This window comes from Arthrobacter sp. KNU-44, assembly GCF_051843155.1.
Lineage (GTDB): Bacteria > Actinomycetota > Actinomycetes > Actinomycetales > Micrococcaceae > Arthrobacter.
The window spans coordinates 4,594,564-4,609,839 of the sequence record NZ_JBPXNG010000002.1; the positions used below are offsets into that span (position 1 = coordinate 4,594,564).

At 62.6% G+C, this 15,276-nt stretch carries 16 protein-coding genes and 1 pseudogene; 9 read left to right on the forward strand and 8 right to left on the reverse strand.

Features of this window, described 5'->3' with window-relative positions:
- Nucleotide 1 precedes the first annotated feature (1 nt).
- Entirely contained in the window at nucleotides 2–1,312 is a 1,311-nt protein-coding gene (locus ACSVHC_RS22570) for an ABC transporter substrate-binding protein (protein ID WP_439181325.1), read from the reverse strand.
- 121 nt (nucleotides 1,313–1,433) lie between these two features.
- Here ACSVHC_RS22570 and ACSVHC_RS22575 point away from each other — a divergent pair, with 121 nt between their 5' ends.
- The 4 genes from ACSVHC_RS22575 to ACSVHC_RS22590 all read left to right on the forward strand — a co-directional run bounded on the left by ACSVHC_RS22575 (nucleotide 1,434) and on the right by ACSVHC_RS22590 (nucleotide 4,029).
- On the forward strand, nucleotides 1,434–2,507 hold the full coding sequence (locus ACSVHC_RS22575) for a LacI family DNA-binding transcriptional regulator (protein WP_437773841.1): 1,074 nt from the start codon (nucleotides 1,434–1,436) through the stop codon (nucleotides 2,505–2,507).
- 130 nt (nucleotides 2,508–2,637) lie between these two features.
- Complete coding sequence (locus ACSVHC_RS22580) at nucleotides 2,638–3,066, forward strand: pyridoxamine 5'-phosphate oxidase family protein (RefSeq protein WP_437773840.1); 429 nt, start codon at nucleotides 2,638–2,640, stop codon at nucleotides 3,064–3,066.
- 177 nt (nucleotides 3,067–3,243) lie between these two features.
- Nucleotides 3,244–3,666 (forward strand): Hsp20/alpha crystallin family protein, encoded by a 423-nt coding sequence (locus tag ACSVHC_RS22585; protein ID WP_437773839.1) that lies wholly within the window; start codon nucleotides 3,244–3,246, stop codon nucleotides 3,664–3,666.
- Between the two features lie 144 nt (nucleotides 3,667–3,810).
- Entirely contained in the window at nucleotides 3,811–4,029 is a 219-nt protein-coding gene (locus tag ACSVHC_RS22590; protein ID WP_437774015.1) for a hypothetical protein, read from the forward strand.
- Nucleotides 4,030–4,227: 198 nt separating this feature from the next.
- Here ACSVHC_RS22590 and ACSVHC_RS22595 read toward each other — a convergent pair.
- From ACSVHC_RS22595 to ACSVHC_RS22615, 5 genes and pseudogenes are all read right to left on the reverse strand, one after another.
- Nucleotides 4,228–4,341: pseudogene (locus ACSVHC_RS22595) on the reverse strand (universal stress protein); the annotation flags it as partial.
- A gap of 83 nt (nucleotides 4,342–4,424) precedes the next feature.
- The gene (locus ACSVHC_RS22600; protein WP_437773838.1) at nucleotides 4,425–4,727 is read right to left on the reverse strand and encodes a universal stress protein; all 303 of its coding nucleotides are present in this window, start codon (nucleotides 4,725–4,727) and stop codon (nucleotides 4,425–4,427) included.
- Nucleotides 4,728–4,850: 123 nt separating this feature from the next.
- Nucleotides 4,851–5,171: a DUF3040 domain-containing protein gene (locus ACSVHC_RS22605; protein ID WP_437773837.1), complete on the reverse strand. Its 321-nt coding sequence runs from the start codon at nucleotides 5,169–5,171 to the stop codon at nucleotides 4,851–4,853.
- Nucleotides 5,172–5,211: 40 nt separating this feature from the next.
- Nucleotides 5,212–6,597 (reverse strand): MBL fold metallo-hydrolase RNA specificity domain-containing protein, encoded by a 1,386-nt coding sequence (locus ACSVHC_RS22610; protein WP_437773836.1) that lies wholly within the window; start codon nucleotides 6,595–6,597, stop codon nucleotides 5,212–5,214.
- A gap of 268 nt (nucleotides 6,598–6,865) precedes the next feature.
- On the reverse strand, nucleotides 6,866–7,384 hold the full coding sequence (locus tag ACSVHC_RS22615; protein WP_437773835.1) for a universal stress protein: 519 nt from the start codon (nucleotides 7,382–7,384) through the stop codon (nucleotides 6,866–6,868).
- A 194-nt stretch (nucleotides 7,385–7,578) separates the two neighbouring features.
- Between ACSVHC_RS22615 and ACSVHC_RS22620 the strand changes: the two genes are divergently transcribed.
- Entirely contained in the window at nucleotides 7,579–8,277 is a 699-nt protein-coding gene (locus tag ACSVHC_RS22620) for a response regulator (protein WP_437773834.1), read from the forward strand.
- A gap of 35 nt (nucleotides 8,278–8,312) precedes the next feature.
- Here ACSVHC_RS22620 and ACSVHC_RS22625 read toward each other — a convergent pair whose 3' ends face one another.
- Nucleotides 8,313–10,028 carry a sensor histidine kinase gene (locus ACSVHC_RS22625; RefSeq protein ID WP_437773833.1) on the reverse strand — a complete coding sequence of 572 codons (1,716 nt, stop codon included), beginning with the start codon at nucleotides 10,026–10,028 and terminating at the stop codon, nucleotides 8,313–8,315.
- A gap of 167 nt (nucleotides 10,029–10,195) precedes the next feature.
- On the opposite strand from ACSVHC_RS22625, the gene ACSVHC_RS22630 reads away from it, so the two are divergent.
- The 4 genes from ACSVHC_RS22630 (at nucleotide 10,196) to ACSVHC_RS22645 (ending at nucleotide 14,293) form a co-directional block, all read left to right on the forward strand.
- The gene (locus ACSVHC_RS22630; protein WP_437773832.1) at nucleotides 10,196–10,666 is read left to right on the forward strand and encodes a pyridoxamine 5'-phosphate oxidase family protein; all 471 of its coding nucleotides are present in this window, start codon (nucleotides 10,196–10,198) and stop codon (nucleotides 10,664–10,666) included.
- A gap of 64 nt (nucleotides 10,667–10,730) precedes the next feature.
- Nucleotides 10,731–11,195 carry a pyridoxamine 5'-phosphate oxidase family protein gene (locus tag ACSVHC_RS22635; RefSeq protein ID WP_437773831.1) on the forward strand — a complete coding sequence of 155 codons (465 nt, stop codon included), beginning with the start codon at nucleotides 10,731–10,733 and terminating at the stop codon, nucleotides 11,193–11,195.
- A 53-nt stretch (nucleotides 11,196–11,248) separates the two neighbouring features.
- Entirely contained in the window at nucleotides 11,249–12,316 is a 1,068-nt protein-coding gene (locus ACSVHC_RS22640) for a zinc-dependent alcohol dehydrogenase family protein (RefSeq protein WP_437773830.1), read from the forward strand.
- 75 nt (nucleotides 12,317–12,391) lie between these two features.
- Nucleotides 12,392–14,293 carry a heavy metal translocating P-type ATPase gene (locus ACSVHC_RS22645; protein ID WP_437773829.1) on the forward strand — a complete coding sequence of 634 codons (1,902 nt, stop codon included), beginning with the start codon at nucleotides 12,392–12,394 and terminating at the stop codon, nucleotides 14,291–14,293.
- Here the strand turns inward: ACSVHC_RS22645 and ACSVHC_RS22650 are convergent.
- Nucleotides 14,290–15,198 (reverse strand): universal stress protein, encoded by a 909-nt coding sequence (locus ACSVHC_RS22650; RefSeq protein WP_437773828.1) that lies wholly within the window; start codon nucleotides 15,196–15,198, stop codon nucleotides 14,290–14,292. The two genes, ACSVHC_RS22645 and ACSVHC_RS22650, sit on opposite strands and share 4 nt — an antisense overlap.
- Between the last annotated feature and the right edge of the window lie 78 nt (nucleotides 15,199–15,276).

The window sequence follows — 15,276 nt, forward strand, 5'->3', positions numbered from 1 at the left end:
ATCAGTCCTTGATGAGCGAAGTGAGCGTCGTCTGGAATGTCGCCAGTGCGTCCTTCGAAGACTTGCCTGAGAGAACGTTCTGGCCGAAGTCGGAGATGGCGGGTGTGCTGTCGACGTAAGAGATGTTCGAGAAAAGGGCGGTTCCGCCAGGCGCGGCCCAGGTCCTGGCGATGGGCTGCCACATCTTGACGATCTTGACTGCGTTTGGGTCCGACTGGAATTCCGGGGTAGCCGCGATTGATTTCAGCACCGGGAGCCCGATGCCGGTGTTCTGGGTCCACAGGGCCTTCATGTTCTGGTAGTAATAGGTCATGAACGCCTCCGAGCCCTTCTGGCTGGGCGTGTTCTTGTACATCATGATGTTGTTCGGGAAATACAGGGCACCCTTTTTCCCGCTGGCGCTAGTGAGCGGATCGCTTACGACCAGCTGGGATGCTGCCGCTCCCCCGACGTTGGCCGCGAGGTTGGGGACGTCGAAACCCATGCCGAACTTCTCGGCCTTCCACTGCGAATTCGCGTTCGTCGCCGTGTAGCTGATGGCTGCGGGGTCCATGTAGCCCTTGCTGACGTTCTCGCGCACGAACTCGAGCGCTTCGATGTTCGCAGCGGTCACTAGATTCGGCTTGTGCTCCTCGTCAAAGATGCCGCCACCGTTGTTGATCATCAGGCCCACGATCATCTGGAAGGCGTTCCCGCCACTGGCGTTGCCGTTCGCCGCGAACCCGTACACGTCGATCTTCTTGAGGGCGGCTGCGGCGTCGAGGTAGGACTGCCAGTCGGTTGGAGGAGTAGCGCCCGCCTTTTCGAGGAGCTCTTTGTTGTACCAATTCACCCGCATGTCAAGGTTGTACGGAACGGCGACGTATCCAGCGTCGGTCTTCATCGTGTCCAGGACTCCAGGGAGAAAGTCATCGTAGATGCCATTGGATTTCCAGCTGTCGATAAGGCCGTCCGCGGGAGCGATGAAGCCTTGCTTAGCAAACAGGAAAGCCTGGGTTCCGCCTCCCGAGGAGATGGCCGGCCCGGTCTTCGATGCGAGGGCAGACGAGAAAGTCTGGTTGAAGTTTGCCCATTGGATCGCCTGATAAGTCGCCGCAGGAAGCCCCGACTCCGGCTTGAAGCCAAGGGTGATCTTGCTGTCGAGCGTGTTGAACGCGGGAGTACCCCAAGGCATGTTCCAGAACTTCAAGCTGGCACTTGCCCCAGCGCCACCGCCCCCGGTCGAGCAAGCCGCAAGAGCGGCGACGGCCGCGCCGGTTCCGACAAGGCCCAAGAAGCCCCGCCTCGATGTAGTAAGACGTGAAGTCTCCATCGACTTTCCTCCTCGACCCGCTACCGGGTCATCGCAATTTGAAAAGTTGCGCAATTTTCGATTATCGTTTTGCGCAGAGTGAGTATACAGATCGACATTCAGAGATCAAAGGATAATTTTTTTGCGCAAAAACACCAGTCCAGCGGCGGATGGGAAGAACCCGACCTTGGCCGACGTGGCAGCCGCGGCTGGCGTCAGCACACCGACAGTGTCAAAGGTTCTCCGCGGAGCAACAGACGTGTCCTTCGTAACGCGTGAGCGCGTGGTCCGGATCGCACAGGAGATGGGTTACGCGAAGACCAAGCGATCACAACCTGTGGGGCGGCTGCCCGCGAACGCGCCCCGCCTCGTCGACCTTGTGGTGAGCAACATCGGAGGCTCCTGGCCCAACAGCATCCTCACCGGCGTCGAAGAAGCCGCGGCGGTAGCGGACTGCGACGTGGTCCTCACGATCGCCCGCGCGGGCCGCGACTGGGTGGGCCGCCTCCTGCGCCGCCCCTCAACCGGCGCCATCGTGGTCCTGGTCGATCCGACGTCGACGCAGCTGAGTGCACTCGACGCGGCCGGCATACCCGTCGTCCTCATCGACCCGATGAGCCCTGCTCCGCGCAGTGCCGCCAGCGTGGGCGTGGCGAACTGGGAAGGTGGACGGATTGCGGCGGAGCACCTCCTGAGCCTCGGGCACACGCATTTTGCCCTCATCGGAGGCGTGAAGAATCACCTCTACAGTCGAGCCCGCCTCGACGGTTTTCGTTCCGCCCTGTCGGCCATGGACCTGCAAGTCGAGCCTCGGTTGGTCGGTGCTGCCGATTGGAACCGCGACGAGGCGCGCGATTTCGCCGTCGACATCCTTGACCGGGAGGATAGGCCCACGGCCATCTTCGCAGCATCGGACATGATGGCTCTCGGGGTCTACGACGCGGTGCGCTACCTCGGGCTCGACATCCCCAGGGACGTCAGCGTCGTCGGATTCGATGACGTTCCCGAAGCGACTTGGGCGACACCACAACTGACCACGGTCAGGCAGCCTATTCAGGAAATGGGAGCGACCGCCTTTCGCATGCTCCTGCGCTTGACGAATCAGCGAGAAGGCATCGGCCCAAACACGGACGGGCCCAGGATTGAGCTCGCTACACGGCTCATCACACGGGGTTCGACCAGCTTCCCCACAGAGCACAAGCGCACACATAACTGACTGATGCAGGGGGTCAGCCGACGATACCATCGGCTCGCTCGGCATCGACCGATCATGGGGTGCTTCAGTATCCGGTTCCGGGGACTTATTCCTCTATTTCCGTGTGGACCGTCTCAGTAGGCTCAGCCCTATGGAGAATTCAGAGTCGAGGCCCGACACCGAAGTACTCAGTGTCCATGAGTGCTGGAAGTACCTCCGTTCCTCCTCCGTCGGCAGGGTTGCTGTCGCTCGTGGCGACAATGCGGAGATCTTTCCCGTCAATTACCTGCCTGACGAGGGAACAGTAATATTCCGGACCGGACCTGGCACCAAATTGGACGCCGTCCTGGCCGGGCAAAAGATCACGTTGGAGGCCGACGGCTTCAACACCTATGGCACCATCGCTTGGAGCGTAATCGTCAAAGGATATGGCGAGATTGTCACGAAAGCTGACGAACTTCAGGAGTCCGCAGCAATGGAACTCTCTCCGTGGGAACCCGGCACAAAAACCCATCTGGTCCGGGTCACGCCTGCGGAACTGAGTGGCCGAAGGTTCGTGATCAGCGCAACCTCCCAATGACGGGCCACAGGATTCTGACCCCTGATCCAGCCGCCCCGTCCCCTCCTTGACCGCAATGCGAACTTCGAAGCGGGGCGTAAGGGACCAAAGACTCTGGGATCCATTCCCCGTGCTTCGCATTCTGGAAGGGTCAGGCCGGTTCTGGCCTGGCCGGATTCCAGGACAAGGAGGTCAGGAATGTCGGACTTAATCAGGTGGTTCGATAACCGTCGCTCACCCATTGAGATGATCGAACGGCTTTTCGAAGGTGATGTGGCAGCATCCGGGATCCGGGTCGAACAATTGGTTGAAGGCACTACCTTGGTCGTTCGCGCCGAACTGCCGGGGATCGATCCGGAGAAAGATGTTGAAATCACGCTTGGGGACGGGTTCCTTGAAATAAAGGCTGAGCGGCAGGAGAAGACGGAACAAAAGGACAAGGGCAGCTACCGCTCGGAATTTCGTTACGGCTCCTTTGTCCGTAGGCTGCCTCTGCCGGACACTGTCCAACGGGACAACGTCTCCGCTTCGTACAAGGACGGTGTCCTCGAAGTGAGGGCTCCGATTCCGGAAAGGGTGCAACCCTCCTCCGCGCACAAAATTCCGATAACACGGGAGTAAGACACACGGTCCGGCCGCCCGGCTGGACCGTGCCTTTCCGGGGGGCGGGTCACGGACCGGGCCGTGACTTTCGGCCCTACAAACCGGAATCGCAACGGGTCACGCTAGCGGGTAGGGAATCCCCTTATCGCGGAAAGGAAAGTCATGGGCGGGGAAGCATCCAGGGCAAGGATCGTTGTTGGTGTTGATGGATCGGAAGCCTCTTTGGAGGCACTGAGGCAGGCCCAGAGCCTTGCGGTGCCTTTGGAACCTAGCCGGGAAGCCGACATGATCGATCTCGGCAGGCGTGGCCACGGAGGATTTGGCGGGCTGTTGCCCGGATCGCGCGCTATGTGCTGTTCTTGCGCTACGTGCTGTTCTTGACCCGGCGTACGCGGGTGATGATCGTCGGACAGGGCAACTGGGAAAGAACGGCATGGGCAGTTGACCGGCCACCGTTTCCGAAAGTGTGATCCGTTCTTCTTCCAGCAATTGCTCGGCTAAGTTGCCCTCCGACCGTGCCAATTTCACCCAGGGTCGAAACGCGCGGAAAACGTGCAGCACCGTCAACTCCTGCCCTTCACGGTCTGCTTCCGCGGCTGCGAATGCCACCGCTTGCGTCGACTCCTCCGAACCGTCAACCCCGACGAGAACCCCCTTACGGTTGGTCACCCCGCCCTCTCCGACGACGGCCACAGGGCACAGTGCTACTGCAGCGATCTGCAGCGCCCGGTCGGTGAGCCGACCTCCGGGCCTGACACGCGTGCCGGAACCAATAACTAAGAGCGACGCCTTCTTGGACCGCTTGCGGAGGGCATACCCGGGCTCCCCGAGATCAATAGTGTTTGGACATCAACACCAGGTTCCACGCCGGCGGCGTGGGCTTTTGCCTTGCCCAAGAGCTCGTTCGCCTCCTTCTTGGCCATCTCGTTGTAAGCAAGGGACTGTGACGTCCACCGGTCGTCCACCGCGTGCACGAGGTCCACGGGCAACTTCATTGCCGCGGCCCGGTGCATCGCCCAGGCCACAGCGGCCTCGTTCGCCCCGGAATCGTCAACACAGACAACTATTGGTACCTTCATGGCATGTCCGTTCTTCGCTGAGGTCGTCTCCGGCCAGTGCCCGGCCGTTGCACGTTCAGTGTCCGTCCGCTCGCCCCCGGCTGTTAGGGCCGGAAGTCCTGCAGGCTCATTCGGGCCACCCCGCTACCCCATTTCCGCCGACCCCATGGACGGGGAAGAGCTCGGACGCCGTCGGATCGCCAGGGAACCGACGCATTTAGATGCCAGGTACGCCCCCGTGCCCATGATGGCGAACCCGATGATTCCCAAAGCCGGGGCGCGGGCCGCGACGCCGGTCAGCAGGACAAGGCATCCGGCGAGTGCGGTGAAGATGCCGGACGCCAGGCGCCTCCCGTTAGCCGGCTGGGTCATCGACCTCATCTTTGACGCGAATTTCGGGTCATCGCGTTCGAGTTCCTGGGCCATCTGTTCCAGGGCCCTCTTTTCGTATTCGGAGAGAGCCATCACGGGCCTCCTTTGCCGGGGTGGGTGGAATTTATTGCTGCTAGAGCGGGTTGTCGAGCGGGACTGCTTCAAGATGTTCGGGGACTCTGGCGTTCCAGCCCAGTTCGCGCTTGATGCGGTGGCGCAAGGCATCGGAGGCCGTGGGTTCGCCGTGGGTGATGTACGTCATGAACGGTGCCTGGTTTGCCGTGTGCATCCAACGGATGATTTCGTCGGCATCGGCGTGCGCTGAGAATCCCTCAATGTGTATGACCTCGGCCTGGATGGGGACGTCCTGCCCGTAGATTCTGAGTTCCTTCGCTCCGGCGGCAAGATCGGCGCCGCGTGTTCCTCCGGCCTGGTAGCCACTGAGGACGATGGCGTTTTTCGGATCCGGACCGTAGGCCTCGAGGTGGTGAAGGATCCTTCCCCCTGTGAGCATGCCACTCGCCGAGATGATGATCATGGGCCCTCCCCTCAGGTTGAGAAGTTTGGAATCGTCGGCGGTACGCGTCATGGTGGCCAGCTTGTACATGTCTTCAAACTCGTCAACGAGGAGTCGGTGTTCGTCGGGGTGTTGCCGGTACATGTAGGAAGCGTCAATGGCCATGGGGCTGTTGAGATAGATCGGAATGTCCGGAATGAGGCCCTTGCGGCGAAGCCGGGAAAGATGGAGCATCAGAGTTTCTGCCCGGCCGACGGCGAATGCGGCGATCATGATGACTCCCCCACGTTTGGCGACACGGGACACGACCGCAGCAAGCGAAGCCGCCGGGTCCTGGTCCGGGTGGCTCCGGTTTCCGTAAGTGGATTCCGTGACAAGAATGTCGGCCTCCTCCAGTTCCCGGGGCGGGTACATGAGCGGATCGTCGGCACGGCCCAGGTCTCCGGTGAAGTGTATGGAATGCCCATCGACGTTAACATGGATCTGGGCGGCACCGAGAATGTGTCCGGCCGGAAGGAAGGTGGCCTCGATGCCATCTCCAACTTCAAGCGGAACGTCAAAGTCACGGGGCTCGAATGCGTTCAAGGACCTGACCGCATCGGCCGCCGTGTAGACCGGAAGCGCGGGAACATGCACCGAGGAACCCCGATGATCGGCGTAGCGGGCTTCCTCTTCCTGGAGGTGGCCACTGTCCGGTAGCAGTAGCTTGCATAGCTCACTGGTCCCGTGGGTGGCGTAGACCGGCCCGGTGAAGCCGTCGCGCACAAGCGCGGGAACGTATCCGGTATGGTCCAAATGCGCGTGGGTGAGCAGCACAGCATCGATCGAACCGGGCGGAACGGGAAACGGGATCCTGTTGCGGTCGCGGATATGTTTGAAGCCTTGGAAGAGACCGCAGTCGACCAGGATCCGCGTGTCCCGGGTTGCGAGGAGATAGCGGGACCCTGTGACAGTGTCCGTCGCCCCCAAAAACCGCAGACGGGCCGGGTGCGTGTTGTTCATCCTGGTCTCCTCGATATCGGCAGTGCCGGGCATCCGGCGGTTGCCGGATGCCCGTTCCGGGAATTGCACGGCTAAGGGGCCGGCATCACGTGGTGGTGACGGTGTTCCTCGGTGCTGGGCTTGATCGCAAAGGCCGTGACGACCAGGGCGACCGCGCCCGGAATCCACGCACTCCAAGCAGCCCCTGTCATGGAGGTGAAGCCTCAAGCCATGGCGCAAGGAGGAGGACCACAGCGAACGCGGCTTGCGCCCGGGTCCACTTCTTCATCTAGATTGTGCTCCTTTGATCGGTTTGGGTATTTCGGATGGCCGTCCCCGCTGCGCCGGGAAGGGGCTCGGGGTGCCTGGCGGCTTCGAGCTCGTGGACGACGAGAACGGGACAATGGGCATGCGCGACGCAGGCCGCGCTGACCGAACCAAGCAGCAGGCCTTTGAATCCGCCGTGGCCGCGCCGTCCGACGACCAGCAAAGACGCGAACCTGCTGGCGTCGACGAGCAACTGCCGGGCGGCGCCGAGGACAAGCCTGGTCCGGACGTTCCGGGGAAGGTCCGGCCCGAAGGCCCGGGCCATAGCGTCATGGAGTATCTCGGATGCCTGGTGGCTGAATCCATCCCGCCCCATCATTTCGTAGGCCTCATGACCCACGGGAAAGTCCCAACAGGTCCAGGCCTCGACGTTCGATCCCAGTGCCGATGCGAGGCGGTGCGCTTGGCGAAGGGCCTCGACGGAGGCATCCGAGCCGTCGACGCCGACGATGATCTTTTCGTGCCCGGTTCGCGTGGCCATGGGGTTCCTTTCCGTTCCCGCAGTTTCTCTAAGAATGGGCAGAAAGTGGGGCGGCCAAACAGGGCCGAAAGTCATGGCCCCGGATTGGGTCCTTCGGCCCTTGTTTGCCGTTGGCTGGCAATGAACAATGACATAGCCGGGCAAGCATGACGAACCGGCGGGACAGCGGCCACGGGCTGCCGGACAGGAGGATCATGGAACGCCCACTATCGCCCCCAAGCGACGCCCGGGTCCCTGGCGCGCCGCCAATCCGCGTCTATGTCCTTGACGATCATGAGCTTGTCCGCCGGGGGCTGCAGGAACTACTGGAAAGCGAAGGCTTTGTGGTGGTGGGCATGTCCGGTTCCGCGGAGGAAGCGGCCCGGCGCATTCCCGCTTTGCGCCCGGACGTATCAGTCTTGGACGCCCGGCTGCCCGACGGCACCGGCATTGAAGTCTGCCGTGACGTGCGCTCCGTCGATCCCACGCTGAATTGCCTGATCCTGACCAGTTACGACGACGAACAAGCCCTGCGGGGAGCCGTCCTTGCCGGCGCGGCGGGGTACGTCCTGAAGGAAATCGGCGGAACCGACCTGATAGGTGCGCTTCGCCGGGCCGCGCGGGGCGAATCCCTGTTTGACTCGTCAGTGAAGGCGAAAATCATCCAGGGACTCACGGAACCGCAGCGAGTGGACCCTAGGGTCGCCTCATTGACGCCCCAGGAGCGGCGGGTCCTTGACCTTGTAGGCCAGGGCCTGACAAACCGGCAGATCGGTGAAGTAATGCAGCTCGCCGAAAAAACCGTAAAGAACTACGTGTCCTCTATGTTGGCGAAGCTGGGATTCGAACGACGCACCCAGGCCGCTGTCTATGTTGCCCATGGAACAGAGATGCCGAGAGGACCGGTTCGCTGACGCACCGGCGGACGCAGCCTCGGCGGACGGCAATTTCAGCAGACCGGCACAGACCACAGCACGGTTGTCCCCTTCGTCGGGGCGCTGGTCACCTCAAACGAACCACGCAATTCCGACGCCCGCTGTTGCATGTTCACCAGGCCATTTCCGGGGACCGTATCCCTGAAGCCCTTGCCGTCGTCTTCGATGATCAAGGTCAGCATGCCGTCTTCCACCGACACTGAAACGCTGATTGTTTGCGCTTCGGAATGACGGACCGCATTGCTAAGGCCTTCGGAGATTACCGCGAGCGCGTTGGTGACTGTTTCGTCGTCGAGCACTGAATCGACCGCCCCAGTGAGCGTCAGGTGAGGGGCGAAGTGCAGTGACCTGGTGGCGGTGCGGACAGTCTGAAGTATCCGGCTGCTCAGCAACTCCTGCTCCCCGGAAGAATGTAGCGAGTAGATGGTGTTTCGGAGGTCCCTGATGGTTTCATCAAGTTCCGCCGTGACCGCATCGATCCGGGTCAGGGCAGGTTCGCCGGTGGTGAACCGCCGCAGGCTCTGGATACTGAGTCCGCAAGCGAAAAGGCGTTGGATGACGAGGTCGTGCAGGTCCCGGGCAATGCGGTCCCGGTCTGAGAAAACCACCAGCTGTTCACGGAGCCGGTGAATCCGGTCAAGCTCCAGGCCCAAGGCCACGTGTGAGCCAAAGACGGCGCCCATCTCCACATCCGTCTTCGCGAACGGCCCCGTTCCGGGGGCTCGAACCAGAATCAGAAGCCCATGATGGGCGCCTTGGGCGCTGAGATCGATCGCCAGGAGCTTTCCGAGAGACAAGCCGTCAGCCGGTCCCAGGATGTCTCCGGCCTCGTCGAAGCAGGCTGGCATCCCGGTCGCGGCGACTGACCTGATGACGCCGGAATCCATCGGCAGGATACTCCCGGCGAAATTTGCGCTGTCCGTTCCCGCGGCACCTGCGACGCCGTACGAACCTGCGCCTCCATCTGGAACAAGGATCAGGGCCAACTGGGAACCCGACTCCCGGAGCGCCCTGTCGGCAATCAGGTCAAGCCCCACATTCTCCGGCTCCGCCGCCCGGTCGTCGCCGAGCATCCGGCCGGTCACATCCATGCATGCTTCAAGCCAGGACGCACGGCGGCGGGCGTCCTCATAAAGGCGGGCATTCTCGATGGCCACGCCGGCGGCAGCCGCCAAGGCCACGGCAAGATCCTCGTCTTCCGGGGTGAAATCGCCACCGCCCTCTTTTTCCGTCAAGTACAGATTGCCGAAGACGACGTCCCGGACCCTCACCGGGACACCAAGAAAAGACTTCATCGGTGGATGGTTTTCGGGGAATCCGTAAGACTTCGGGTGCTCGCGCAAATCATGAAGGCGAAGAGGCGCCGGTTCGCTGATCAGCAGACCGAGAACCCCGTGTCCTGTAGGTAACGGTCCGATGCGGCTTGCAAGGTCCTCGTCGATGCCGACCGTGACGAAGTGGCTCAGCGATTTGTTTTCACCGATGACACCCAACGCGCCGTAGCGGGCATGCAGCAGCCGACACGCGGAATTGACCACTCGGTCCAGCACGGCTTCCAGGCTCAAGTCTTCGGCGACCGCCACAACCGCTTCCAGAAGTGCCCGCATCTGTTCCTGGGCATCCAAGAGTTCTCCGGCCCTGGCCAGAAAGTCCCTGAGCAGGTCTTCGATCCGGGTTCCCGTGACATGAAGACGATCAGGCCGCACAGGATCTGGAAGAGAGCCGTTCATTTACTGCCTTTCGAGCGGTGCAGCCCAGACGGGGCAGGTACCCGTGTCGTGGCAGCTGGCGTATCCGATGCCAGACTACTCCCGAGTCACGCGTTCGCCCAGCCGCCTCTGAGGCGAGGGCCTTTATGCCCTGTTTCCTGCTCGCGCCCGGGCGTAGCCTCTCCGACATGACGAAGAAACCATCAACACCGGAGCCAGAAGTCCTGCAACCTCAGCAATGCTGGGAACTGATGCGAGGCGTCTCGGTGGGACGCCTCGCAGTCTGGGTAACAGACCACCCCGACATCTTCCCGATCAACTACATGGTTGACCATGGCACCCTCGTTTTCCGGACCGGAGAAGGAACCAAGCTCCACTCGGCCCTCGGCGAAACACCTGTTGCGCTCGAGGCTGACGGCGTCAACCCGGACACCGGGGTGGCGTGGAGCGTGGTCGTGAAAGGTCACGCTGTTGCCATCAAGCTGACCCAGGAGGTGCTCGATACGGTCGGGCTGCTCCTTTTCCCTTGGCAAGCGGGCCGCAAAGACCACTTCGTCCGCATTGTCCCGACGTCGATCACCGGGCGCCGCTTCACGGTGACCCCTCCCCTGACGTGGTGGAGTCCCCTGGACGACGCCACCCGCGCCGGACTCGAATGATCGGGGCGCCCGGCGGGTCTAAAGCCCCTAACGACGGCGGACGGCCGCCAGTAGCGTCAGGGTCATGAACCCTCAATCAGCGGATGCGATCGAAAGACTGAGCCCTGACGAATGCTTTGAATTGCTTGGCCAAACCACTGTTGGGAGGCTGGCCGTGATTGTCGAGAACCATCCGGACGTTTTCCCCGTGAACTACGTCGTGGACCACGGATCCATCGTCTTCCGCACAGGCACCGGCACGAAATTCTGGAACACGATGCGCCATCCCTGCGCGCTCGAAATCGATGGTTTCGATGCGGGCACCACGAAGGCCTGGAGCGTCGTCGCCAGAGGGCAGGCGCACCTCATCGTCGACCTGCAGGAAAAGGCCGCAGCCGATGCCCTCCACCTGGATCCCTGGCAGCCGGGCAGCAAGAGCCACTATCTGCGTTTGAGCTTGGACGCTCTCACTGGTCGACGGTTCAAGGCCACCCGGCCCGATATCTGGAACACTCCCCTGTGGGATGCCCGGTCCGAGCTGTTCCACTGACTTTGCTGTCGGCATCGCCGACGGTACCTCTTGCAATACTTTGATGGAGCATCATGAAAGCACTCGTCTACGGCGGACCCGGACAAAAGTCCTGGACGGACGTCCCGGATCCCCACATCGTCAACCCCACCGACGCGATCGTCCGCATCGATACCACCACGATCTGCGGGACGGACCTTCATATCCTCAAAGGCGACGTTCCGGCCGTCCAGGAGGGACGGGTTCTCGGGCATGAGGGCGTCGGAACGGTCACCGAAGTGGGCTCCTCCGTCACCGGGCTCAGGACCGGAGACCGCGTCCTCATCTCCTGCATCAAGTCCTGCGGGCACTGCGCCAACTGCAAGAAGGGCCTCTACTCGCACTGCTCCGGGGAGGAAGGCCAGGCCGGAACAGGTTGGATATTCGGGCATCTCATTGACGGCACCCAATCCGAGTACGTACGCGTCCCCTACGCGGATAACTCGCTCTACAAACTGCCCCACGGGGTCACCGACGACCAAGCCGTCATGCTCTCCGACATTCTGCCCACGGCGTTCGAAATCGGCGTCCAAGCCGGTCACATCAAACCGGGTGACGTCGTCGCCGTCATCGGAGCAGGCCCCATCGGCCTCGCCGCAATAGCAACATCAGGCCTCCACGGCGCCGCCACGATCATCGCCATCGACCCGGACGAAGGGCGCCTTGCGCGGGCCCGGGAGTTCGGCGCAACAGGGGTCGTGAACCCCTCCGGTCCTGCTTGGATCAGCGACGTCATGTCTTACACCGACGGCGCAGGCGTGGATGTCGCCATCGAAGCAGTCGGAATCCCCGATACTTTCGACATGGCCTTGCGGCTCGTGCGCCCCGGCGGGAATGTGGCCAATATCGGCGTGCACGGAAAATCCGTTGAACTGCGCCTCCAGGACCTCTGGATCCGCAACATCAACATCAGCATGGGCCTCGTCAACACCAACACGACCCCGATGCTGCTACGTCTGGTGGCCCAGCACAAGATCCCCGCCGAGAAATTCGCGACCCACCACTTCACCCTCGCGCAGATCATCGACGCCTACGACACCTTCTCCAGGGCAGCTGAAACACATGCCCTGAAGGTCATCCTCAGCCGGGAATCCCACCACTAGGCAACCCCCAACACCTTCACTTCAACCTCCCTGACGCTCCTTCCCTGGAGAGGCACACCCAAGCGGGCAGCTCCCATGGCCTTGATCCTTCGTTTTCCCCTTGTAGCCTCCACGCTCCTCGCTGGAGCGTGCGTCGGGGTACTGCTGGGCCTCGGTCTAATGCCAGCGGCACAGGCAACAGCGACTATCTATGCACTGGCCGTGGCCGCGTACCGGGCCCTATCCATGCTGAGGGACCTCTTTCGGGGTCGGTGGGGCATCGACCTGCTGGCGGTGACGGCCATCGCCAGCACCCTCGTGGTCGGGGAATACCTTGCCTCCCTCATCATCGTCCTCATGCTCACGGGAGGAGACGCTTTGGAGGAATTTGCCCACGGCCGGGCTACGCACGAGCTGAAAGCCCTCCTGGAGCGGGCTCCCCGGACGGCGCACCGCGAGACCCCGGGCAACCCTGTGGAAGAGGTCCCCGTGGGGAGGGTCCGTTCCGGAGACACACTGTTGGTCAAACCGTCCGAAATCGTCCCGGTAGACGGTCTCTTGCTCTCCCCCGTCGGGACTTTCGATGAATCCTCCCTGACTGGCGAAAGCCTGCCGGTCGAGCACGGCAAGGGCGACACCGTTATGAGTGGATCAGTCAACGGCGAAGAAGCCATTCGCATGGTTGCAAGCGCCACCGCCGCAGACTCCCAGTACAGCCGGATCGTGGCCCTGGTCCAAGAAGCCGCGGCGAGCCGCGCCCCCACCGTCAGGCTTGCGGACCGATACGCCGTTCGCTTCACGATATTCGCCTTTCTGCTGGCCGGAATCGCTTGGTACTTCAGTCACGATCCAGAACGGTTTGCCCAGGTGCTCGTCGTTGCGACACCGTGTCCCTTGTTGATTGCAGCACCTGTGGCGTTCCTTGCCGGCACCAGCCGGGCAGCCCGCTCGGGGATCATCATCAAGAATGCCGGCACCCTCGAACAACTCGCCCGCGTCAGGACGGCGGTCTTCGACAAGACCGGGACACTCACGCACGGCCGCCCCGCCCTGCACGCGATACAGGTTTCCGCGACAGCCGCGCACGGCATGTCAGCCGATCGGATACTGCAACTCGCAGCGTCCGCTGAACAGTCGTCCTCCCATGTGCTGGCAGCCTCCGTGATTGATGCCGCACGGTCCCGCGGCCTCCATCTGTTGCCCGTCACCAGCGCCAACGAGCACGCAACCCAGGGGGTCACGGCTGTCTGCGGAAGCCAGACTGTAAAGGTGGGCAAAGCTGCCTTCGTCGGCCGAGCCACGAGCGGCTTCGAGACGGCAGACGTGGCCAGCGGACAACTTGGGATCTCCGTCGGCGTGGACGGGCGTTTCGCCGGCACGCTCATCATGAGCGACCCTTTGCGGGAAAACGCGGTGGCCACCCTGGCCCAGCTGCGACGCCTCGGCGTGCGGGAAACCATGCTCCTGACCGGTGACACCCGTTCCATCGCGTCACATATCGCGGCCGAAGCCGGGATAACCCGGGTCCTGGCCGATTGCCTGCCTGCCGACAAGGTGGCCGCCGTCGCCGAATTGAACGACCGCCCGGTCTTGATGGTCGGTGATGGAGTCAACGACGCCCCCGTCCTCGCCGCGTCCGACGTCGGGATAGCAATGGGTGCCAGGGGAGCAACCGCGGCCAGCGAATCGGCCGACGTCGTCATCATGCTCGATGACCTATCCAAGGTGGCCGCTGCCGTTGACATCGGCCGGCACACCGTCCACATCGCCCGAACCAGCATCTGGACAGGCATTCTCCTCAGCGTGGGGTTGATGGCCGCGGCGGCATGCGGCTTCGTCCCGGCAGTGGCCGGGGCTCTCCTGCAGGAGCTGGTGGATCTCGCGACGATCCTGAATGCGCTCCGGGCTTTGGGGCACAGCCGAAAGCCGGGGGTCGATTCGCCAGGGCGAGTCCCTCTTGACCGGCTCCGAAAATTGGACCGTGACTTTCGGCCCTAGCCTGTTTGAAGGTGCCGCTTCCTTCCCTGCTCAGGCCCGCCCGGTGCATCCCCTGGCAAGGCGGGGCGGGTTATCAGCGTCGGGCACTGGACGTTGAGCAGCACATGCTGAGCCACGGAGCCGACGAGCACGCGGGCACCCCCTCTTCCTTTGCAGCCCATGACCAGCAGCCGTGCACGTGTACTGGCGTCCAGGAGCGCTTCGGCCGGCGCGCGCTCAAGGTCCAGGATCTTGAGTATGACCAATCCCGGGTGCCGCCCCTCCAGTCCGTGGACCGATTTGGACAACAGCGCGTGCCCATCGAGTCCAGGTTCTGCAGGCCCGGTCCCGCGCCCCGATCTCCCGGACGGGGCAGGATCGCGGCCGCTACCGGCATGGACGATCACGAGTTCCTGCCCCATTCGCCGCGCCTCGTCAGCTGCACACTCGACGGCGAGTTCGGAGTCCCGGGAACCATCGACACCAACCACTACGCCGGATGACTCGCGCGTTGAGCGGGCTGGCACAATCGCGACGGCGCAATGGCTGATGACCGCGATCTGAAAGCTGACCGAACCAAATCCTTCGCCGTGGTTGCCAGGGCGTCTATCGGTTCCCACAACGACCATTTCCGCATCCGCAGAAAGCTTGCGCATGGTCTCGGCGGGCTCTCCGGAACTCAGTGTCGTCACTACCTCCAGGGAGGGGAACCGTGCGGTGACCCGCGCTGTCTCGCCTTTAAGCAGGTCCTTTGCTTGTGCAGTCGCACCGTCGTGGAGGGCCTTCCCCGGGAACGCCCATGGCTCAGGAACGGCATGGACGAGGTTGAGCTGAAGACCAAGATCACGTGCCCGTTCGGCAGCCCAGTCCGCGGCAGCACTGCCGACCACGGACCCATCGACACCAACGAGGATCTTGTTCTTCACGAGCACACGTGCCTTCCTGGAACCAGCAGCAATCTCTTCCCAGTTTCGTCGGCTGCATCGGTGACTCGCAAGGGCCGG